Raw genomic sequence first — 21,800 nt, 5'->3', positions numbered from 1 at the left:
ACAGGTCAGTGAAAGAAGAAATCTCTCAAAGTTTGTTTCTCCCTCTCCCTGTGGGAGAGGGCCGGGGTGAGGGCATCAGGCCGCACTCCCCTTTTCGATCCATTACGAATATTTCTTCGTGCGCCGTGTCGGCGCGGTATTCGCCGGATCGTCCGGCCAGACGTGTTTGGGATATCGCCCTTTCATCTCTTTCTGCACTTCACGATAGCTCCCCGCCCAGAACGCCCCCAGATCGCGGGTGATCTGCAAGGGACGATGCGCAGGCGAAAGCAGCTCAAGCACTAACGGCACGCGCCCTTCAGCGATGGACGGCGTGGTGGCCTCACCAAACATCTCCTGCATCCGAACCGCCAGCGCCGGCGGATTATCCTCATGATAACGAATGGCAATCCGGCTCCCGGTTGGCACAGTGTAATGCCCAGGCAGTTCACTATCCAGACGTTGACGTAACGACCAGTCCAGTAAATTCTGTAACGCTGCCTTAACATCAAGCGCCTTCAGGGCGCGCAGCGAGTGTACACCGTTCATCTGCGGCAACAGCCATTGTTCAAGCGTCGCGAGCAGCGTCTCATCATCCACCGCAGGCCACCCCTGTTCCGGCAGCCACTTCGCGGCGCAATGCAGGCGAATGCGATACTGTTCGGCCTCCGGCGTCCAGTTCAGTACGCTCAGCCCTTTTTCCCGAATGCCGTTCAGCATCGCCTGGTGTAACTCTTCCTCCGACGGCTTCGCCAGCGGTTTCGTCCCGAGCGTCAGTTTGCCAATCTGGCTACGACGGAACGCCTTCAGCGTGCCCTGGGCATCATCCCATTCCACGATGTCAGATTGCTGAAGCAGCTGCGGGCAGGCACGCGTCAGCGCGTCAATATCCACGGCAACCGCCTGTAAAATACGCGCGTCCGGGGAGTGGCTGCCCTGGAGCAAGAGCGGCGCGATCAGCCATTCGTGACGCGTCAGGGCGTCATCGCTGTCCAGCATCGCGCCCATCCCATTTGCCAGCTGATAGCGACCATCCAGCCCGCGACGGCGAGCGATCCTGTCCGGGAAGGCCTGGGCCAGCAGAGGGATAACTTTATCGCTGTCAGGCGAACCGCCCCGGCAATTCAGGCGTTTACACAGCTGCTGCGCGCGTTGTTGCCAGTTTCCCTGATGGCGAGAAAAGGCCTGTCCCAGATCGCTGCTGCCACCGCGCGGCGGCTCCTCAAGAATAGCCGCCAGTTTTGCCGCCGTGGCAATTTCATCGTCGCCCTGTGCTGCCACCAGCATTGCCGCCAGACGCGGATCGTTGCCCAGCGCCGCCATTTTCTGACCGCGCGCCGTCAGTCGCTCGCCTTCCAGCGCGCCAAGCTGGGTCAGCAGGCTGCGCGCGGCGGAAAGGTTCACGACAGGCGGAGGATTAAGCCAGGTGAGCTGGTCAGGGGCCGGGCAGCCCCACTGCATCAGATCCATCACCAGCCCGGAGAGATCGCTTTGTAAAATCTCAGGCGTGCTCTGCAATGCCGCACGCTCCGCCTGCTCGGCGCTGGTTAAATGCAGGCAAATACCCGGCTCAAGACGCCCTGCTCGCCCTGCGCGCTGCACCATTGAGGCCTGGCTGATGCGCTGCGTCAGTAGCCTGGTCAGCCCGGTACGCGGATCAAAACTGGCCACCCTCTCCTGCGTACTGTCCACCACCAGGCGAATGCCTTCGATGGTCAAACTGGTTTCCGCGATATTGGTTGCCAGCACCACTTTGCGCTGCCCCGCCGGTGCGGGAAGGATCGCCTTGCGCTGGTCAGCCAACGGCAGCGCGCCGTAGAGCGGGCACAGCATAACGTCACTGTTCACCCGGGATGCCAGCTGCTCCTGTACGCGCTGGATTTCGCCTGCGCCGGGTAAAAACAGCAGCAGCGAGCCGGGTTCCTGACGGAGCAATTCGGCGGTGGCGATGGCAACCGCTTCGTCAAAACGCTGATGGGCAGGCAGCGGCTGATAGCGGCGCTCGACCGGGAACGCACGCCCTTCAGAGGAGATCATCGGCGCGTCAGGGAGCGTCTGCCGGAGCCGCTCGTTATCCAGCGTCGCCGACATAATCAGCAACCGAAGGTCGTCGCGCAGCCCCTGCTGAACGTCGAGCAGCAGCGCAAGGGCCAGATCGGCCTGGAGGCTGCGCTCGTGAAATTCATCAAGGATCACCAGCCCGACGCCGGTCAGCTCCGGATCGTTTTGCAGCATACGGGTGAGAATACCTTCGGTGACCACCTCCAGCCGCGTGGACGGTCCAACGCAGGTTTCGGCGCGCATCCGGTACCCTACCGTCTCGCCCGGTTTTTCATTCAGCAGTTCCGCCAGGCGCTGCGCCACATTGCGCGCGGCCAGCCTGCGTGGCTCCAGCAGGATAATTTTCCCGCTGATGCTCCCCTCGCGCAGAATTTGCAGGGGCAGCCAGGTGGATTTACCCGCTCCGGTGGGCGCGCTGAGCAAAACCTGTGGCGCATGTTCTAAGGCTGCGAGAAGCTCAGGAAGGACGACGGCGACGGGCAAAGAGGACACTTACGGCTCCAGAGGGTTAACATTAATCGGCGTACATTGTAGCATCGGCGCATATCATTACCGAGTCTTGCGCATGTCTGAGTCAAAACGGCTATTCTTCGCCATTGAATTACCCACCACGCTTCAACGGCAGATTGTTCGCTGGCGCGCCAGCCACTTCCCCGCGGAAGCGGGCCGCCCCGTCGTCGCCGCCAATATGCACCTGACGTTAGCCTTTCTTGGTGAAGTAAGCGCTGAAAAGCAGCGCGCGTTAAGCGCAATGGCCGGACGCATTTCGCAGCCGGGGTTTACGCTGCATCTTGACGATGCCGGGCAATGGCTGCGCTCTCGGGTGGTCTGGCTGGGGACGCGGCAGCCCCCTCGCGGACTGCTACAGCTCGCCAACATGCTGCGGGCGCAGGCCGCGCGCAGCGGCTGTTATCAGAGCCCGCAGCCGTTTCATCCCCACATTACCCTGCTGCGCGACGCGGGTCAGGCCGTTGCCATCCCGCCACCGGGCTTTCACTGGTCCTTTCAGGTGAATGAATTTGCGCTGTACGAATCTGCCTTTGTACAAGGACGCACCCGCTATACTCCGCTCCAGCGCTGGACGCTGGGCGACACGTTAAGGAATCCTGATGAAGTTTAGCCCTGCACTCCAGCCCGCCACGCTGATCCAGCGTTACAAACGCTTTCTCGCTGACGTGATCACCCCTGAGGGCGAAACGCTCACGCTGCACTGCCCTAACACCGGCGCCATGACCGGTTGCGCCACGCCGGGTGACACGGTCTGGTATTCCACATCAGAAAATACTAAACGCAAATATCCCCATACATGGGAAATGACCGAGACGCAAAGCGGGGCATTTATTTGCGTGAATACCCTGCGCGCAAATCAGCTGGTTAAGGAAGCCCTGACAAATGGAATCCTTCCTGAACTGGTGGGTTACGGCACGCAAAAAAGCGAAGTGAAATATGGCGATGAAGGCAGCAGAATTGATTTTATGTTACAGGCGGAAGACCGCCCTGAGTGCTATATTGAAGTGAAATCAGTGACGTTAGCGGAACAGGAAAACGGCTTCTTTCCGGATGCGGTAACGCTACGTGGCCAGAAGCATCTGCGAGAGCTAATGAGTGTAGCGGCGGCGGGCAAGCGCGCCGTGTTGCTGTTTGCGGTTCTGCATTCAGCCATTGAACGGTTTTCCCCGGCCCGTCATATTGATCCTAAATACGCGCAATTGTTGAATGAGGCACAAAAGCAGGGGGTAGAGATTTTCGCTTATAAAGCGGAACTTTCTGCCGATAATATGACTCTGAGATCCTCTCTTCCCATTGTCTTATAAGGGATTAGACGATTGACTAATAAGTGTTCTGGCCGCGTGCGCAAATACGCTTTTCCTCACAGGGTTGTCAAGTGTTACGTTTAGATAATTGCCATACGGAAAAGCATCTGCTATTTATAGCGACCTGATTTTTCCCCCAACACGGGGATCGATAGTGCGTGTTAAGGAGAAGCAACATGCAAGAAGGGCAAAACCGTAAAACATCGTCCCTGAGTATTCTCGCCATCGCTGGGGTGGAGCCGTATCAAGAGAAGCCGGGCGAAGAGTATATGAACGAAGCCCAGCTGTCGCACTTCAAGCGTATTCTTGAAGCATGGCGTAATCAACTCAGGGATGAAGTCGATCGCACCGTTACACATATGCAGGATGAAGCTGCTAACTTCCCGGACCCGGTCGACCGTGCCGCTCAGGAAGAAGAGTTCAGCCTCGAACTGCGTAACCGTGACCGCGAGCGCAAACTGATCAAAAAGATCGAAAAAACGCTGAAGAAGGTCGAGGACGAAGATTTTGGCTACTGCGAATCCTGCGGTGTTGAAATCGGTATTCGTCGCCTGGAAGCGCGTCCAACAGCCGATCTGTGCATCGACTGTAAAACGCTGGCAGAAATCCGCGAAAAACAGATGGCCGGCTAACGCCTGCCCTCTCACTACTCAGCTAAGGCGGGAGTCTCTCCCGCCTTGTTACCGTTGATATGTCTGAATCTCACTATATCGGGCGCTTTGCGCCATCTCCCTCCGGTGAATTACACTTCGGCTCATTAATTGCCGCGCTCGGCAGCTACCTACAGGCTCGCGCCCGTCAGGGTCAATGGCTGGTCCGCATTGAAGATATCGATCCTCCACGTGAAGTTCCCGGTGCAGCAGAAACTATTCTGCGTCAGCTGGAACATTACGGTCTTCACTGGGACGGCGACATACTCTGGCAGTCTCAACGCCATGATGCCTACCGTGAACGTCTGGCGTGGCTTGCTGAACAGGGCCTTTCCTATAACTGCACCTGCACGCGGGCGCGAATTCAGAGCGTGGGTGGCGTTTACGACGGCCACTGCCGTACGCGGCACAACGGTCCTGAGAATGCTGCCGTGCGGCTGATACAGCGTACTCCAGTGACGCAGTTTACCGACGTACTCTCAGGAACAATTCAGGCGGATGAACGCCTGGCGCGTGAAGATTTTATTATTCACCGTCGTGATGGTTTGTTTGCCTATAACCTGGCGGTGGTTATCGATGACCATTTCCAGGGCGTTACGGAAATCGTGCGCGGGGCGGATCTGGTTGAGCCTACCGTGCGGCAAATATCGCTTTACCAGCAGTTTGGCTGGGCGGTGCCGGATTACATCCATCTGCCGCTGGCAGTCAATGAACGGGGAAATAAGCTATCGAAACAGAATCATGCCCCGGCGCTGCCTGAGGGCGATCCGCGCCCGGTTTTGATCGACGCGCTGCGATTTCTCAACCAGAATGTAACGCAGGAATGGCAGGATCTGAGTCTGGATGAATTGCTGAAAACGGCCATTGCTGACTGGGCGCTTATGGCCGTGCCAAAAATCCAGCATTCTCAAATGCGTTGCGCTGAGCTATGATTAGCCGCTTTTTTGATAACAAAACACACTACGAGGTGTACTATTTTTACCCGAGTCGCTAATTTTTGCCGTAAAGTGCTGAGCCGCGAAGAGAGCATGGCGAACGACGCTATTGCACAGCCACACATGTCGGTCATTCCGCGTGAGCAGCACAATATTTCCCGCAAAGATATCAGTGAAAATGCCCTCAAGGTGCTCTATCGTCTGAATAAAGCAGGCTACGAGGCCTATCTCGTCGGCGGCGGGGTGCGCGATTTACTGCTGGGCAAAAAACCAAAAGATTTCGACGTGACGACCAGCGCCACGCCTGAGCAGGTGCGTAAATTATTCCGCAACTGCCGTCTGGTTGGCCGCCGTTTCCGTCTGGCGCACGTGATGTTTGGACCGGAAATTATTGAAGTGGCGACCTTCCGCGGTCACCACGAAGCGGGCGTTAACGATCGCACGACTTCCCAGCGCGGCCAAAACGGCATGCTGCTGCGTGACAACATCTTCGGCTCTATTGAAGAAGATGCTCAGCGTCGCGATTTCACCATCAACAGCCTTTACTACAGCGTGGCGGATTTTACCGTGCGCGATTACGTCGGCGGTATGCAGGATCTGAAAGACGGTCTGATTCGCCTGATCGGCACGCCGGAAACACGCTATCGCGAAGATCCGGTCCGAATGCTTCGCGCCGTGCGTTTCGCCGCCAAGCTGAACATGCGTATCAGCCCGGAAACCGCAGAGCCGATCCCGCGCCTGGCGACGCTGATCAACGACGTGCCCCCTGCCCGTCTGTTTGAGGAGTCGTTAAAGCTGCTCCAGGCAGGCTACGGGTTTGAAACCTACAACCTGCTGCGTGAGTACAACCTGTTCCAGCCGCTGTTCCCGACCATTACCCGCTACTTCACCGAAAACGGTGACAGCGCAATGGAGCGGATAATTGCGCAGGTGCTGAAGAACACCGATACCCGTATTCATAACGATATGCGCGTGAATCCGGCGTTCCTGTTCGCGGCCATGTTCTGGTATCCGCTGCTGGAAACGGCGCAGCGCATTACCCAGGAGAGCGGTCTCGCCTATTATGATGCGTTCGCGCTGGCGGCAAACGACGTGCTGGACGAAGGCTGTCGCACGCTGGCGATCCCGAAACGTATTACCACGCTGGTGCGTGATATCTGGCAGCTTCAGCTGCGTATGTCCCGCCGTCAGGGTAAACGCGCCTGGAAGCTGATGGAGCATCCTAAGTTCCGCGCCGCGTTCGATCTGCTCTCTCTGCGTGCTGAAGTTGAAAGGAACCCGGAACTACAGCGCCTGGCGCAGTGGTGGGGCGAGTTTCAGGTTTCTGCGCCACCGGAGCAAAAAGATATGCTTACGGATCTGGATGATGAACCGGCACCGCGCCGTCGTCACCGTCGCCCGCGCAAACGCGCACCGCGTCGTGAAGGCACGGCATGACCCTTGCGTATATCGCCATCGGCAGCAATCTGGCCTCTCCGCTGGAGCAGGTTAACGCTGCCGTGCAGGCTCTGGGAGAGATCCCCCAAAGCCGCATCGTCGCGCTGTCCTCATTTTACCGTACGCCGCCGCTTGGCCCGCAGGATCAGCCTGATTATCTGAACGCCGCCGTGGTGCTGGAAACGACCCTTGACGCAGAAACGCTGCTGGATAATACCCAGCGTATTGAGCTACAGCAGGGTCGCGTCCGCAAAGCCGAACGCTGGGGACCGCGCACGCTCGATCTCGATATTATGCTTTTCGGTCATGAGGTGATTAACACCGAACGCCTCACCGTTCCGCATTACGACATGAAAAACCGCGGGTTTATGCTCTGGCCGCTGTTTGAAGTCGCGCCCGATCTCACCTTCCCTGACGGCGCCTCGCTGCAATCCGTTCTGCAAAATCTCAACGCGGATAAACCGGCCCGCTGGTAATCCCGCCTCCGCATCGATTAACCATTCCTTATTTGCGGTTAATCGATTGCCTAAAATCATTGTTCCCTCAAATGTTACTGTTAGAATGCGCAAAGATTCGCTTTTGGGCCATCAGGAAACAGTATGAAACCAACCACCATCTCCTTATTGCAGAAATGCAAACAGGAAAAAAAACGCTTCGCCACTATCACCGCGTATGACTACAGCTTCGCAAAACTGTTTGCCGAAGAAGGGATCAACGTCATGCTGGTCGGAGACTCGTTAGGGATGACGGTACAAGGACATGATTCCACTCTGCCGGTCACGGTCGAGGATATTGCTTACCATACCCGCGCCGTGCGCCGGGGTGCCCCCGCCTGCCTGCTGCTTTCCGATCTGCCGTTTATGGCGTATGCCACCCCGGAGCAGGCCTTCGAAAATGCGGCGACAGTGATGCGCGCCGGCGCCAATATGGTCAAAATCGAAGGCGGCGCCTGGCTGGTCGATACGGTGAAAATGCTCACCGACCGCGCCGTGCCGGTTTGTGGTCATTTGGGGCTGACGCCGCAGTCGGTCAACATCTTTGGCGGATATAAGGTGCAGGGCCGAGGCGATGCGGCGCAGACGCTGTTTGATGATGCCGTGGCGCTGGAAGCTGCGGGCGCGCAGCTGCTGGTGCTGGAGTGTGTGCCGGTTGAGCTGGCTAAGCGTATCACTGAGGCGCTGTCGATTCCGGTGATCGGCATCGGTGCGGGTAACGTCACCGATGGCCAGATTCTGGTCATGCACGACGCCTTCGGGATCACCGGCGGCCATATTCCAAAATTTGCTAAAAATTTCCTGTCAGAAGCAGGCGACATGCGTGCTGCTGTGCGGCAGTATATTGCCGAGGTTGAGTCCGGCGTTTATCCGGGCGAAGAACACAGTTTCCATTAAGGAGTCCAGGTGTGCTAATCATAGAAACCCTGCCGCTGCTGCGTCAGCATATTCGTCGGGCGCGTCAGGAAGGTAAACGTATCGCCCTTGTCCCAACCATGGGCAACCTGCACGACGGCCATATGAAGCTGGTCGATGAAGCGAGAGCCCGGGCAGATATCGTGGTAGTTAGTATCTTCGTTAACCCGATGCAGTTCGATCGCGAAGACGATCTGGCGCGCTACCCACGTACCTTGCAGGAAGATTGCGAGAAGCTCAAAAAACGTCATGCGGATATCGTCTTCGCACCGGCACCCGCTGATGTGTATCCCCAGGGCACCACTGAATCGACCTACGTCGACGTGCCGGGTATTTCGACCATGCTGGAGGGCGCCAGCCGCCCGGGCCATTTCCGTGGCGTCTCCACCATCGTCAGCAAGCTGTTTAACCTGGTGCAGCCGGACATCGCCTGCTTTGGCGAGAAAGATTTCCAGCAGCTGGCGCTGATCCGCAAGATGGTCGCGGATATGGGTTACGACATCGAGATCGTCGGCGTACCGATTGTGCGTGCGAAAGATGGCCTGGCGCTCAGTTCCCGTAACGGCTATCTGACCGCCGAACAGCGTAAAATTGCGCCGGGCTTAAGCAAAGTCATGAATACTATGGCAGAGCAACTGCTGGCAAAAGAGTTAACAGCAGAAGAGATTATCGCCCTGGCTGAACAGGCGCTGAACGAGAAAGGTCTTCGTGCTGACGACGTTCAAATTCGGGATGCCGATACGCTTCTGGCACTTACAGAGACCAGCAAACGTGCGGTAATTCTGGTGGCGGCATGGCTCGGCCAGGCCCGCCTTATCGATAACAAAGTGGTTGAGCTGGCGTAGTTTTTCTACCCGGAAGATGAAAGGTAAACGTAATGATTCGCAAAATGCTGCAAGGTAAACTTCATCGTGTGAAAGTCACTCAGGCCGACCTGCATTATGAAGGCTCCTGCGCGATCGACCAGGATTTTCTCGACGCGGCGGGTATTCTCGAAAACGAAGCCATTGATATCTGGAACGTAAATAACGGCAAACGCTTCTCTACCTACGCCATTGCCGCTGAGCGCGGGTCCAAAATCATCTCCGTCAACGGGGCGGCGGCGCACTGCGCGGACGTAGGCGATATCGTGATTATCGCCAGCTTTGTCATGATGTCTGACGAAGAAGCGCGTCGCTGGCAGCCAAAAGTAGCCTACTTTGAAGGCGACAATGAGATGAAACGTACCGCGAAGGCGATTCCGGTACAGGTTGCCTGATAATATTTATCCCACGACCCATTCCTGCGCATTTATTAAATGAATGGGTCTTTAAAAAGCATTTATAGAATTAATATTCAAACTCTCCCCGCACAACCAGACAATCCCATCACATTGATAACAAATAATTTTAAATTTACTAAACTATTCATTTAGTTTAAATCACGCACAACATCTATATTTCATTGAGATTAACAATATAATTCGCCACGAAATTTAATTTCAAATAAAAGATTTACGGGCACTTATTATTCACTCAACGAATATGGATATTTAAATGATTTCTAAAAAATATGGTTTGGCAATTGCTATGGCAAGCGTATTGGCTGCGGGTTCAGCGGTAGCAGCAGATCCTGACACCGGCACTATTACTTTCCACGGCATGGTTTCTAACAATACTTGCCAGGTCTCCCTTGACCAGAAAATCGATCAGAACGGTAACGATTTTGATGTGACTCTGGACACTGTATTTGTGCGTGATTTCGCAAACGCACTGGGTAGCACCAGCACCCTGGGTGAAAAGAAATTCAGCCTTACACTGACCGGTTGTGATACCGCAACTGTGAAGAAAGCATCTGCACAGTTCTCTTCCTGGGCTGGCTCCTCTTCTACCGAAGGCGGTCTGCTGGTTCCACCAAGCAATGCTCAGGGTTCAGCTAAGAACGTTAACCTGGTGCTGTCAAACGACGGTAACTCAGCTGTCGATCAGATCAAAATTGACCAGACTAACAACTCCCAGAAAGCAACCATCGATGAAACTTCTGGCGCAGGAAACCTGTACTACCGCGTAGCTTACACCCAGGGTCAGGGTTGGGATGCAACAAGTAATCCAGTTTCTGCTGGTACCGTGCAGGCACAGGTTGCCTTCACCATGATTTACGAATAAGAGATTCGTAAACTTTAAATTAAGCAATCCTTCATGATGAATGAGGGATTGCTTGTGTAATTCCAAAAGGAAGTGGAAAAAATGTCTCATTCAGTCTTCATTAAAAGTTTTCAAGCCGTATTGCTCGCAACTGCCGTTTTGGCCACATCGAATGCAAGTGCGGATATTGTTATTTCCGGCACCCGTATTATCTATCCACAGTCATCGAAGGATGTTGTTGTTAATCTCGATAACCATGGAACCAAATCGCTTTTGGTTCAAACCTGGCTTGATGATGGGCGTGATGGCGTAAATCCGGAAGAGTTAAAGCTTCCTTTTATCATTACCCCTCCAGTATCCCGTATTGACCCGAAAAAAGGCCAATCCGTACGTATTACCTACACAGGTACACCTTTACCACAGGATCGTGAATCGCTTTTCTGGTTCAATGTCCTGGAGATTCCACCAAAATCAAAAGCTGCGGATAAAGAGAATCTTAACCAGCTTCAGCTGGCATTCAGAACACGTATTAAATTCTTTTACCGTCCTGACGGGTTAAAAGGCTCGGCAGGTGAAGCAGCTGAGCATTTAACATGGACGCAGAAAAAAGAAGGAAACGCGGTTAAGCTTGTTGCCCATAATAATTCACCGTATAACGTCTCCGTTTCGGCGGTAACCATTAAAGCCAGTCAAAAAACATACGACGTTGATCATAAGGCCGTTCCACCGTTCAGTGATACCACAATGACGGTTAAAGGTTTAGCTTCTGCCGTAAATGGTAAAGTAGAGTTTGATTCTATTAATGACTATGGCGGCACAGACCATCACGAAGCGGGACTAAAATAGAGCACCCTTTAATACATATAATAATTAATAGCATTAACTCTGTGGAGAGCACCCTCTCTGCACTGATTAAGTGGATGTGCCATGTTATTTAAACGTTCTCTTTTATGTCTTACGATAAGTGCAGCATTGCCTTTTTATGCCTGTGCAGAAAATATCACGCCAGCAAAAGATCTGCCTGACAATGAAGAAGAGGTCGAGTTTAACGATCAATTTCTTTTAAATGGCAGCGCTAATATTGATATTAATCGTTTTTCACATGGCAACCCGGTTTTACCGGGGACCTATCGCACTAAGATCAACCTGAACGGTAAACTGAAGTCCACCGTGGAGGTCACGTTTAAAGATAACGGAACACCTCGTGCGACCCCGTGCATAACAAAACTGCTGCTGTCACAATCGGGTGTCGACACCAGCACATTGCCTGACGGACCGGAAGACGATGAAACCTGCGTCGATATTAAAAAATCTTTCGCTGGCGCTACGGTTAGCTATGACAGTGGCAAGCAGGCTATGGATTTTAATTTTCCCCAGATTTATGTGCTGAAACGCCCGGCGGGCTATGTCGATCCATCGTTGTGGGATAACGGGATTCCTGCCGCTCTGCTCTCTTATGACATGAACGGCTGGCGTAGCGAGAACAACGGCAGTACATCAGAAAGTGCATATGTAGGGTTACGCTATGGTCTGAATATGGGGCCATGGCGCCTGCGCTCGCGTGGCAATTTTAACTGGGACAAAGATAGCGGCACAAAATACTCCAGTCAGGATGTCTATTTGCAGCGCGATATTACACCATTGAGTGCCCAGTTTGTCATCGGCGACTCTTACACGCGTGGCGAGGCATTTAACTCTATAAGCCTTCGCGGCGCACGCATGTACAGTGACGATCGCATGTTGCCAATGGGGTCCACAGGCTACGCGCCTGTCATTCGGGGTGTCGCGAACAGTAACGCGAAGGTCAGCGTCACGCAGAGCGGCAATAAGATTTATGAAACCTCGGTGCCACCAGGCGCGTTTGAAATAAACGACCTGAGTACCACAGGTTACGGAAATGATTTACTGGTAACGATTGAAGAAGCGGATGGCAGCAAACGTTCCTTTACCGTACCCTTTTCATCCGTCACGCAGATGCTCCGTCCGGGAGCCTCTCGCTGGGACGTCGGTTTAGGTGAGTTAAATGATGAGTCACTTATTGATGCGCCTAAAGTGGGTTACGGTACGCTTTACTATGGCCTGAATAATACGTTCACGGGTTATATTGGCGCGCAATATACCGACATGGATTTTTATGCCGGTATTCTCGGCGTGGCAATGAACACCCCTGTTGGTGCGTTTGCATTCGACGTTACGCAATCTTATGCAGATATTGAGGGGCTGGATAAATTAAGCGGGCAAAGTTATCGTTTAACCTACAGCAAAATGATTGAGTCGACGAATACTTCCTTTAACGTTGCGGCTTATCGTTTCTCGACGGAAGACTACCTGACGCTTAACGATGCGGCGCAACTTCAGGACAGTATTAGGCACCAGAAGTACTCAAACCGTAGCTATGACTCAAACGAAGCGCTATATGCAGACTATCAGCGCACCAAAAACCAGGTGCAAATTAGTCTTAACCAACCGCTAACCTCCGGAGAAGACAATTTTGGCTCCCTGTATGTAAGCGGCACCTGGCAGGATTACTGGAACGCGACGGGCTCTACTTCCAATTACAATATTGGGTATAACAATAGCTTCACCTACGGCAGCTACAGCTTGTCATTACAGCGAACCTATGATCAGAACGGCAAGAAAGACGATAGCGTTTATTTAAGCCTAAGCATTCCATTAAGTGTATTCTCAAAAGATAGAGGGAATGCCGGTGGATTCTCAAACATCAATATGGGATTACGTTCCGACCTTAAAGGCGGCACAAGCTTTAACACGTCCGCGGGTGGAAATACGCAAGATAATAAGGTGAGTTATTCCGTTAGCGCCTCGTCAAACAGTGGTAATTATGGTGACCTGAATCAGATAAGCGGCTACGGGTCCTATAACAGTGAATATGGCCCGCTGGGGTTATCTGCCTCTTTTGGTGATGACAACAGTAAACAATATTCTGCCTCCTATAACGGTGGCATGGTCATCCATTCAGGAGGTATTGCATTTGCGCCAGGGAGTATTGGTGACAACGATGCGCTGGCACTGGTCAAAGCGAGTGGTGCGAAAGGCGCCGGTATCGGCTTTGGTAACAGCGAAATAGGCAGTTCCGGCTATGGCATTCTGCCTTATATGTCTGCCTACCGTGAAAACCGCGTATACCTTGATATCAGCACGCTGGAAAACGACGTTGAAATTAAAAACACCAGTGAAATTACGGTTCCCCGCAGTGGTTCCGTTGTGCTGGTTTATTTTGCAACCGATGAAGGTCGTTCATTAATTTTAGAACTTAAGCGCACCGATAACGGATTTATTCCTTTAGGCGCTGATGTTTTAAATGAAAAAAATGAATCTATTGGCACCGTGGGACAGGCGGGGCAAGCCTATGTCCGCGGCGTTGAAGATGAAGGCACGCTTCATGTTGTCTGGGGAAGCGATAAAGACAGTAAATGTGACGTGCATTATAACGTCTCATCACATGCTCAAAAAGTAGGACTTACAACGGTGCTCAGCAATCAAGTGTGCCAGATGTAATTATTCGGGAAAATAGACGAGAGTTTGTATGAAAAAAAATCTTTATAGCCTGTCAGTCGTTGCCGTAACGATGCTGGCGTTATCAGGTTCGGCGCTCGCCGAGGGCACGAATCTCGATGTTAACTTTACGGCCAATATCCGTGAAACCACTTGTGATATGAAACTGATGGGCGGTACGGGTTCCGATACGGATCAAACACTGCTCATTGGTAACGGCGGCCAGGTGCGTCTCGACGATGTCAAAGCTGGCACCGCAAATGCCAATTTCAAAATTGTGATTGTTGAATGCCCGGCCTCTCTGACCTCACTGAAAGCCACGGTAAAAGGAAGCCAATCGGGTTATTTGCTTAGCGGCCTTGTTAATCAAAAACCAAAAGCCGATGGAGGCGCAGATTTCTCTGCTGTTGAAATTGCCAGAGCCAGCGCACCGGAGGCCCCTTTTATCATCAACTCTGACGATGATGCTAAGCGACTGGTCTGGAGTGCAACAGAAATCCAGAATAAAGAAGTTCCTTTAGTAGCCACAATACGTGAAACCAAAGTTAATAGCATGACAGTTGGTGATTTTGAGGCTACTGCGACTTTTGAATTTAGCTACGAGTAATTGGTGCAGGAAAACGGAGCAACATTATGAAATTTAAATCTACTTTTATCGCCCTGTCCGTTTCTGCACTTCTGTATTCGGGAATGGCAAACGCAGCAATTACAGGTACTGACAGTGTTAAATTAACGATAAAATCAAAAATAGTCTCGGGCACGTGTACAGCAAAAGTGCTTAACGGTGCAGGAACTGCGTCCACTGAAATTGCGTTTGGCGACGTATATAAAACCGATCTGGTAAATAAGACTCGTGTCGAGCCGTTAAAAATTGCCTTTACAAACTGCTCTGGTGTAACTAAGGCAACGGTAGCCGCAGCGAGTGGTGCAGGTGGGGGATGCTCGGGTCCGAAAACGGACGGAGATTCTTATTCTGCTGGGTTAGCAACAGGCTTCGAAATCTGGTCAGGAGTTGTAGATACTGGCGTAATGTTGAGTTGCAAAAGGCCTCCGGCGGCACAGGAGGTCACCATTGCTGACGGTGTAGGGGAATTCCCGATGAACTCACGCATTGTGATTGCGAAAGACAGAAATATTGCCGATGTTGGCACAGGTGCCGTTACTGCGCCAGTAACCTTCACAGTCACCTATCAATAATTCCAGGAACCATTATGCAACAATCACCGTTTAATTTACACCAGCCCGGTCTTGTGTTGCTTATCGGTCTGGCTGGTAGCACTCTGCCTGGCGTAAGCCAGGCAGGTTCAGGTATGGATGTAAACCTGACAGCAAACATCGTTAATAATACCTGTCGGCTAAGCGTCGAAAACGGCGGAGAGATCGCTTTGCCGACCGTGTCACGAGACTGGTTTTATAACAGCGACAAGAGCGATCGTTTATCGCCAAACGATGATGAAGCTGGAACGCCTTTTACGATCCACGTAGATGACTGCTATGCGAGCAGTACAGAAGGCGCAACGATTAACAAACTAAAATTTAGTTTTGCTCCGCAAAATGGTTTCTGGAGTAATCACAACCAGGTGTTTAAAAACGATGCCACAGCCGGTGCGGCTGAAAATGTGGGTATCGTTATTTTTTCAGATACGTTCAAAACTAACGTCCTGAACAGCGACGGGACATCAAACGTTATTTACGATGTCGGTGGAAGTAGTGAGAACTATATAAAGGATTATGGCTTTTACGCACGTTATCAGAATATTGGAACGATCACCAGCGGCGCTGTGATAAGTAATGTTCTGGTTAATGTCAGCTACGAATAAAGGGATTTAGGATGAAAAAATACCTCACTATATTAGCGTTCGCAGCGTTCGGGCTGTCTGGCGCAGCACGGGCTAATTTCGAGGAGTGCAAATTTTACGGTAATGATGACTTGCAGATTATGTCTCCAGGTGCACAACCAGTTATCACTCCTCTGCCTGTGGGCACAGTAACAACTCCCATACAGATTGATGTAGCCCCCTGAAACACCAGACAGTAGCTGTATCTCCAGATAAGAGATAGGCTTGAATATATGTCTAACACTAACACCAATTTTGAGATGACCGGGATCCTGTTAGGGCAAGAAGTCCGTAAACGTAAAACTCCTCAGGAGAAGATCGCCATTATCCAGCAGACGATGGAGCCGGGTATGAATGTCTCCCATGTCGCCCGCCTGCATGGTATCCAGCCCAGCCTGCTGTTTAAGTGGAAGAAGCAATATCAGGAAGGCAGCCTCACCGCCGTTGCGGCTGGAGAGGAAGTCGTTCCTGCTTCTGAGCTTACTGCTGCTCTGAAGCAGGTCCGGGAGCTTCAGCGCCTTCTGGGCAAGAAGACGATGGAAGTTGAGATCCTGAAAGAAGCCGTGGAGTACGGTCAGTCGCGAAAATGGATAGCGCACGCGCCCTTGTTGCCAAAGGACGGGGAATAGCCATGGTCAGCCGGACCATGGGCGTGTCGCGTGCGCAACTGTCACTGCGGATTAACCGTTCTGCCGACTGGCAGGACAGGCGCTGTAACCGGCGTAATGAAGAAGCAGACGCAGAAATACTGTCGGCTATCCTCAACATTATCAGCGATATGCCGAGTTATGGTTATCGACGCGTGTGGGGCATCCTGCGCAAGCAACGTCGCACAGAGGGACAGCCACCTGTGAATGCCAAACGGCTTTACAGGATAATGAGCGAGCATAACCTGTTGTTGTTGCATCACAAACCAGAGCGACCGAAGCGTGAACATAAGGGCAAGATAGCGGTGGCAGAAAGCGATATGCGCTGGTGTTCAGATGGCTTCGAGTTCGGCTGCGACAACGGCGAAAAACTGCGGGTAACGTTCGCGCTGGACTGCTGCGACCGTGAGGCCATAGACTGGGCAGCAAGCACGGGAGGCTATGACAGTTCGACCGTGCAGGATGTGATGCTGAGGTCGGTGGAAAAGCGCTTCGGCGACAGGCTGCCCGACACAGCGGTGCAGTGGCTGACGGACAACGGTTCAGCATATACCGCGCATGAAACGCGGAGGTTCGCCAAAGAGCTGAATCTGGAGCCATGTACAACAGCGGTGAGCAGCCCGCAGAGCAATGGCATGGCCGAACGGTTCGTGAAGACGATGAAGGAAGACTATATCGCGTTCATGCCGAAACCGGATGTGAGAACAGCCCTGCGAAACCTTGCAGCGGCGTTCACGCATTACAATGAAAATCACCCGCATAGTGCGCTGGGATATCACTCTCCGAGAGAATACCGGCGGCAGCGGGCATCGTTAACTTAAGATACAAAAGCTGTCCGGAAATGGCGGGTCAAGATCACAGATCAGTAATACGATCATTATGGAAACAACGCCTGCGTTAAAATCTCACTGTGCTGGGGGAAATGACGGTGAAAACACCTATCAGATTACCGACAACTCAATGCTGGCAGGCTACATAGATAACAAAGCCACCTTCCGGACGAATATTCCGGGTATTGTCTATACCCTGGCGATGTATCCCGATGGTAACGGCGTCACCGCGTGGTTCCCGCCCAACGCAGGGTCCTGGTATATGACCGCACCTAATGACGATCACGAAGAGCTGCTTGACGAAAAAACCTGGCATGTGCGCATGGAAATCTATCAAACCAATGGATTTCAGGGTGTTCCTTCGGATGTTAATTTTTTAACGGCCGGTGCAGGCCCGATTGGTCAGATCATTCTGGGCGATCCAAGCGATCCGAAGACATCCGATCACCCTCGTCCCCATGTGAACATGAGCGAGATGTCATTTAGCATGCCATTAAATCGCCCGACCTGTGTCTTACGTGCGCCCACAACGGTAAATCTTGGTGACTGGTATCCCGCAGAAGTCGAAAACGGGAATACCAGCAAAGTCGAGTTCCATGTTACGGGTACATGTGTAAATACAACCGCTGTTTACTATACGTTATCCTCCACACATACCACCGCAGATAAAAAATATTTTACCAATACCGTCGAGAATACTGGTGGTGTTACTGCGGCAGGGGGCGTCGGCGTCATGATTACGGATTCTGAAAATGATCATTACCCCGTGCCGGCAGACAGTTACCAACGTGTCATTGCTATAGGAGAGGTTGTTGGGGATCCTGTTAGTATTATTGACAGATCACTTTGGGCCAGGTTGGTCAAAACCGGTAGCGATCCGGTAACCGTCGGTGTTTTCGGTACCACCGTGACCATTCAGACCACGTACGAATAACCTACCCCTGCGGCTGATTGCTGATCAGCCGCGACATTGTCTCCAGCGAATCCGTTCTCAGAATATACAGTCGCTTAAGTAAGAACGGATTATCCCCCGGCTTCACCTTCCCCTTCACCGTTGTCACTGCCAGATGAAAACCGGCATCATTCGCGGCTTTAATCGCTTTATTGTCATACCCGCCAAACGGGTACGAAACATACAGCACGCGCGGGTTGAACTGCGCCAGTGCACGCCGTGAGCGTTCAAAATCGAACAGGATCACGTGATAGCTGCGGCTCAATAAGATGGGGTGTTTATACCCATCCACGCGATGCAGGAAGTGGGTGTGAGACTGAATGTCGAACACATCCTGAATGGCCTTAATTTCCTGAACGCTCATAAACTGTAGCGATCGGGGATCCCACTTCTGAGGGTGACCTTTGATTCGGGATGAAATAATAAACGCCGTCGCGTTGAAGCCATACTCTTTCAGCACCGGATACGCGTAGCGGCTCACCGATTTCAGGCCATCATCAAAAGTGATCACCACCGCTTTCGCGGGGAGGTTCATCTTGTTACGCACGTACCCTTCAAGCTGGTACATTGTCAGCGTGGTATAGCCTTGATCGCGTAACCAGGCCATCTGATTATTAAACGCACGTACGCTGGTTGTCGTGGAGGTATGTCGAAAACGGGTGTTCTCTTCATCACGCAGGATATGGTGGTAGGTCAGAACCGGCAGTCCGTTATCTTCCTGTGCATCCAGGCTGCTGATCCACGCCAGACGATTGCCGATGCGGATCTGAAACCAGGTCTGGTTCAGGCGATCTTTCAGCTTATTCAGAATCGGATAGCGAAGATTGGCGCTTAAGGTGCCAAAGGGCGCGCTTCCGCTGCTGGGGGCATTATACACTGGCGTGTCTTTCCAGGTGATGAGGTTTTGATTGCTGAGCGGCTTGTTCAGATCGCCCAGGCTATCCTCGACGCGTTGCTTACCCTGCACTTTTTCCAGGTGCTCTTTATCAATAAACCCCGTACCGAATCCGAAACGAAATTCATAGTAATCCGCCGCGGCCGGAAAGACGGCGAGGATCTGCCCGGCGCGGACATTGCCCACGTTCACGACGGCATTTCCCACCTGCGCCCAGATGGCCGCATCTTCGGTGGTTTGCATATATTGGGCAGGAAGGCCTTGCTGAATGGTCAGGCTGGCAGACGCACCACCGGAGACCAGTAGCAGAAGGATAAAGATAACGCGCATGAGCATGGGATATAAATCGATACGGAAAATCAGTCGCCATTGTAGCAAAAGCGACATCAATACCAATGTTTAATGCTTATACAGATCGTGAAGCAGAACGAAAGGCGGATTCTTCTGCTGCTGGTGCCACAGGCTGCTCACGTCCGGCGAGCCCTGCGCCACAATGGCGTGACGAAACTCAGCGCTGCTCAACGTTGCGCGCAGCGGATACATCGCTTCGAGTAAAGGCAGGCTGATACCGGAGATTACTTCACAGTTATCATGCTTATGGCTCATTAACGCCGCTGAACGGTAAGGCGCCGCGCCCGATCTGTCGGTGAGAAAAATCACGCCATCACCGGTGTCGGTTTCATGCAGCGCGTCGCACATCATCCGGCTTAGCATATTGGTGCTCAGCCCTCGCCAGTAATTTACCGCACGACATTGCGCCAGAGGGCCAAATCGGGCCTCCAGCTTCAGGAGCATTTCCTGTGCCTCTTCATCGTGGCAGGTGATAACCCATCCCAGCATAACGTCTCTCCTTAGCAGGCGAGTAGTTTATCCAGGTGAAGGTTAGTTTACGGTGATAACTGTCAAAGAAAGTGCCCGGCAAACAGAACGTCGCCGGGCAGAAGATTAGCTACGCAGCCCACGTCCACGCTGGATCAGATACCAGCACAGCAGATAGAACGCCACGATAAATACCGCCAGCACCACAACGGTGGTGAACAGCGGGACATCGGTAATGCCGAGGAAACCAAAGCGGAAGCCGCTGATCATATAGACAATCGGGTTCAGGTGCGACAGCGCCTGCCAGAACGGCGGCAGCAGCGTCAGGGAGTAGAACACCCCGCCCAGATAGGTTAGCGGCGTCAGCACGAAGGTCGGGATCAGGCTGATGTCATCGAACGTTTTGGCGAACACGGCGTTCAGCAAGCCAGCCAGTGAGAACAGGATCGCCGTCAGCAATAGCGTGAGCGCCACGAACAGCCACGAGTGCACCTGGAACGGCACGAAGAACAGCGAAATCGCCGTCACCAGAATACCCACGCACAGCCCGCGCGCCACGCCGCCGCCCACGTAACCGGCGATAATGACGTGCGTCGGCACTGGCGCCACCAGCAGCTCTTCAATGTTGCGCTGGAACTTGGCGCTGAAGAATGAGGACGCCACGTTCGCGTAAGCGTTGGTGATCACTGCCATCATGATCAGGCCCGGCACGATAAACTGCATATAGGTAAAGCCGTGCATCTCACCAATGCGGGAGCCAATCAGGTTGCCGAAAATGATGAAGTAGAGCGTCATGGTGATCACCGGCGGCACCAGGGTTTGCACCCAGATGCGCATAAAGCGGTTAATCTCTTTCGCCCAGATGCTTTTCAGCGCGACCCAGTAAAGATGCGTCATGCCTTGTCTCCTTGTTTATCGTGCACCAGAGAGACAAACAGCTCTTCCAGTCGGTTCGCTTTGTTACGCATGCTTAATACCTGAACGCCCTGCGCGCTCAGCTGGGAGAACACGCTGTTGATTCCCTGCTCGCGCAGCACTTCTACCTCCAGCGTCGAGGTATCGACCAGGCGATAGTTATACCCCTCCAGCTTCGGCAGGGCGCTTTTCGCCGCCAGGTCGAGAATAAAGGTTTCTGATTTCAGCTTGGAGAGCAGGTTCTTCATCGAGGTGTTTTCCACCAGCTCGCCGTGCTGAATGATGCCGATGTTGCGGCACAGCATCTCTGCCTCTTCCAGGTAGTGTGTGGTCAGGATGATGGTGGTGCCTTTGTCGTTCAGATCCTTCAGGAAGCCCCACATGGAACGACGCAGTTCAATATCCACGCCAGCGGTCGGTTCATCAAGAATGAGCAGCTTTGGCTCGTGCATCAGCGCGCGAGCAATCATCAGGCGGCGCTTCATCCCCCCGGACAACATCCGCGCGCGCTCGTTACGCTTCTCCCACAGATCAAGCTGTTTCAGGTACTTTTCGCTGCGCTCAAGCGCCTCTTTGCGCTCAACGCCATAGTAACCCGCCTGGTTAACAACAATCTGCTGTACCGTCTCGAACGGGTTGAAGTTGAACTCCTGCGGCACCAGCCCCAGCTGGCGCTTGGCGTTGACCACGTCTTTTTGCAGGTCGTAGCCAAACACGCTAACGCGGCCAGACGTTTTATTGACCAGCGAGCTGATAATCCCGATGGTGGTCGATTTTCCCGCCCCGTTCGGCCCCAGAAGCGCGTAGAAATCTCCCGCTTCGACTTTAAGATCTATCCCGCGCAGCGCCTGGACGCCCCCCGGGTAGGTTTTTTTGAGCTGTTCAAGCTCCAGTGCAATCGCCATGAATTCAACTTACCTTAAGTTCTGACACACGTTGTGTGGTTTCATTAAAAGTCGGGTTACCCTATAGTAGCGCAA

The 21,800-nt window shown here is 52.9% G+C and carries 22 protein-coding genes; 17 read left to right on the top strand and 5 right to left on the bottom strand.

Annotated features, from left to right (window positions below; translation table 11 throughout):
• Positions 1-102: 102 nt before the first annotated feature.
• Positions 103-2,532, bottom strand: a complete 2,430-nt coding sequence (gene hrpB / locus ACQG0T_RS04060) for an ATP-dependent helicase HrpB (RefSeq protein WP_032103209.1) — start codon at positions 2,530-2,532, stop codon at positions 103-105.
• Between the two features lie 73 nt (positions 2,533-2,605).
• Between hrpB and thpR the strand changes: the two genes are divergently transcribed.
• From thpR to ACQG0T_RS03975, 17 genes are all read left to right on the top strand, one after another.
• Positions 2,606-3,160 carry an RNA 2',3'-cyclic phosphodiesterase gene (gene thpR / locus ACQG0T_RS04055; protein WP_003856249.1) on the top strand — a complete coding sequence of 185 codons (555 nt, stop codon included), beginning with the start codon at positions 2,606-2,608 and terminating at the stop codon, positions 3,158-3,160.
• Positions 3,150-3,854, top strand: coding sequence for a DNA/RNA nuclease SfsA (gene sfsA / locus ACQG0T_RS04050; protein ID WP_032103207.1), 705 nt, complete (start codon positions 3,150-3,152; stop codon positions 3,852-3,854). The genes thpR and sfsA overlap by 11 nt, the downstream gene beginning before the upstream one ends.
• A gap of 176 nt (positions 3,855-4,030) precedes the next feature.
• The gene (dksA, locus tag ACQG0T_RS04045) at positions 4,031-4,486 is read left to right on the top strand and encodes an RNA polymerase-binding protein DksA (RefSeq protein WP_001155232.1); all 456 of its coding nucleotides are present in this window, start codon (positions 4,031-4,033) and stop codon (positions 4,484-4,486) included.
• A 59-nt stretch (positions 4,487-4,545) separates the two neighbouring features.
• Positions 4,546-5,436 carry a tRNA glutamyl-Q(34) synthetase GluQRS gene (gluQRS, locus tag ACQG0T_RS04040; RefSeq protein WP_108394155.1) on the top strand — a complete coding sequence of 297 codons (891 nt, stop codon included), beginning with the start codon at positions 4,546-4,548 and terminating at the stop codon, positions 5,434-5,436.
• A gap of 42 nt (positions 5,437-5,478) precedes the next feature.
• Positions 5,479-6,876: a polynucleotide adenylyltransferase PcnB gene (gene pcnB / locus ACQG0T_RS04035; RefSeq protein WP_026080645.1), complete on the top strand. Its 1,398-nt coding sequence runs from the start codon at positions 5,479-5,481 to the stop codon at positions 6,874-6,876.
• The gene (gene folK, locus ACQG0T_RS04030) at positions 6,873-7,352 is read left to right on the top strand and encodes a 2-amino-4-hydroxy-6-hydroxymethyldihydropteridine diphosphokinase (protein ID WP_032103204.1); all 480 of its coding nucleotides are present in this window, start codon (positions 6,873-6,875) and stop codon (positions 7,350-7,352) included. The genes pcnB and folK overlap by 4 nt, the downstream gene beginning before the upstream one ends.
• A 123-nt stretch (positions 7,353-7,475) precedes the next feature.
• The gene (panB, locus tag ACQG0T_RS04025) at positions 7,476-8,267 is read left to right on the top strand and encodes a 3-methyl-2-oxobutanoate hydroxymethyltransferase (protein WP_015572705.1); all 792 of its coding nucleotides are present in this window, start codon (positions 7,476-7,478) and stop codon (positions 8,265-8,267) included.
• An 11-nt stretch (positions 8,268-8,278) separates the two neighbouring features.
• Positions 8,279-9,130 carry a pantoate--beta-alanine ligase gene (gene panC, locus ACQG0T_RS04020; RefSeq protein WP_003856282.1) on the top strand — a complete coding sequence of 284 codons (852 nt, stop codon included), beginning with the start codon at positions 8,279-8,281 and terminating at the stop codon, positions 9,128-9,130.
• A gap of 32 nt (positions 9,131-9,162) precedes the next feature.
• A complete protein-coding gene (panD, locus tag ACQG0T_RS04015; RefSeq protein ID WP_003856284.1) occupies positions 9,163-9,543 on the top strand; it encodes an aspartate 1-decarboxylase in 381 nt (126 codons plus the stop codon).
• Positions 9,544-9,820: 277 nt separating this feature from the next.
• Complete coding sequence (locus tag ACQG0T_RS04010) at positions 9,821-10,429, top strand: fimbrial protein (protein ID WP_032103200.1); 609 nt, start codon at positions 9,821-9,823, stop codon at positions 10,427-10,429.
• An 81-nt stretch (positions 10,430-10,510) separates the two neighbouring features.
• A complete protein-coding gene (locus ACQG0T_RS04005) occupies positions 10,511-11,254 on the top strand; it encodes a fimbrial chaperone (RefSeq protein WP_271040558.1) in 744 nt (247 codons plus the stop codon).
• Positions 11,255-11,335: 81 nt separating this feature from the next.
• The gene (locus tag ACQG0T_RS04000; RefSeq protein ID WP_271040557.1) at positions 11,336-13,927 is read left to right on the top strand and encodes an outer membrane usher protein; all 2,592 of its coding nucleotides are present in this window, start codon (positions 11,336-11,338) and stop codon (positions 13,925-13,927) included.
• Between the two features lie 28 nt (positions 13,928-13,955).
• Entirely contained in the window at positions 13,956-14,531 is a 576-nt protein-coding gene (locus ACQG0T_RS03995) for a fimbrial protein (protein ID WP_015572703.1), read from the top strand.
• 26 nt (positions 14,532-14,557) lie between these two features.
• Entirely contained in the window at positions 14,558-15,121 is a 564-nt protein-coding gene (locus ACQG0T_RS03990; protein ID WP_015572702.1) for a hypothetical protein, read from the top strand.
• A gap of 14 nt (positions 15,122-15,135) precedes the next feature.
• Positions 15,136-15,744, top strand: a complete 609-nt coding sequence (locus ACQG0T_RS03985) for a fimbrial-like protein (protein ID WP_126291363.1) — start codon at positions 15,136-15,138, stop codon at positions 15,742-15,744.
• Between the two features lie 278 nt (positions 15,745-16,022).
• Positions 16,023-17,230, top strand: a protein-coding gene (locus ACQG0T_RS03980; RefSeq protein WP_087776199.1) for an IS3 family transposase whose coding sequence is annotated in 2 segments (ribosomal slippage) — positions 16,023-16,344 and positions 16,344-17,230 — 1,209 coding nt in all. Because the reading frame shifts where the segments join, the coding sequence is not laid out codon by codon here.
• Between the two features lies 1 nt (position 17,231).
• A complete protein-coding gene (locus tag ACQG0T_RS03975; protein ID WP_426723876.1) occupies positions 17,232-18,173 on the top strand; it encodes a fimbrial protein StkG in 942 nt (313 codons plus the stop codon).
• 1 nt (position 18,174) lies between these two features.
• Here the strand turns inward: ACQG0T_RS03975 and ACQG0T_RS03970 are convergent, their stop codons facing one another.
• From ACQG0T_RS03970 to ACQG0T_RS03955, 4 genes are all read right to left on the bottom strand, one after another.
• The gene (locus ACQG0T_RS03970) at positions 18,175-19,422 is read right to left on the bottom strand and encodes a polysaccharide deacetylase family protein (RefSeq protein WP_047364724.1); all 1,248 of its coding nucleotides are present in this window, start codon (positions 19,420-19,422) and stop codon (positions 18,175-18,177) included.
• A 63-nt stretch (positions 19,423-19,485) separates the two neighbouring features.
• Positions 19,486-19,926, bottom strand: coding sequence for a PTS sugar transporter subunit IIA (locus ACQG0T_RS03965; RefSeq protein ID WP_047364722.1), 441 nt, complete (start codon positions 19,924-19,926; stop codon positions 19,486-19,488).
• A 105-nt stretch (positions 19,927-20,031) separates the two neighbouring features.
• Positions 20,032-20,802 carry an ABC transporter permease gene (locus ACQG0T_RS03960; RefSeq protein ID WP_006810078.1) on the bottom strand — a complete coding sequence of 257 codons (771 nt, stop codon included), beginning with the start codon at positions 20,800-20,802 and terminating at the stop codon, positions 20,032-20,034.
• Positions 20,799-21,725 (bottom strand): ABC transporter ATP-binding protein, encoded by a 927-nt coding sequence (locus tag ACQG0T_RS03955; RefSeq protein WP_017383763.1) that lies wholly within the window; start codon positions 21,723-21,725, stop codon positions 20,799-20,801. The genes ACQG0T_RS03960 and ACQG0T_RS03955 overlap by 4 nt, the downstream gene beginning before the upstream one ends.
• Positions 21,726-21,800: the final 75 nt, after the last annotated feature.

It is taken from the genome of Enterobacter cloacae complex sp. 302F9 (assembly GCF_050030335.1).
Lineage (GTDB): Bacteria > Pseudomonadota > Gammaproteobacteria > Enterobacterales > Enterobacteriaceae > Enterobacter > Enterobacter hormaechei_C.
The sequence above is the reverse complement of the archived record's forward strand: the minus strand, read 5'-3'. Positions and strand labels throughout refer to the sequence as shown.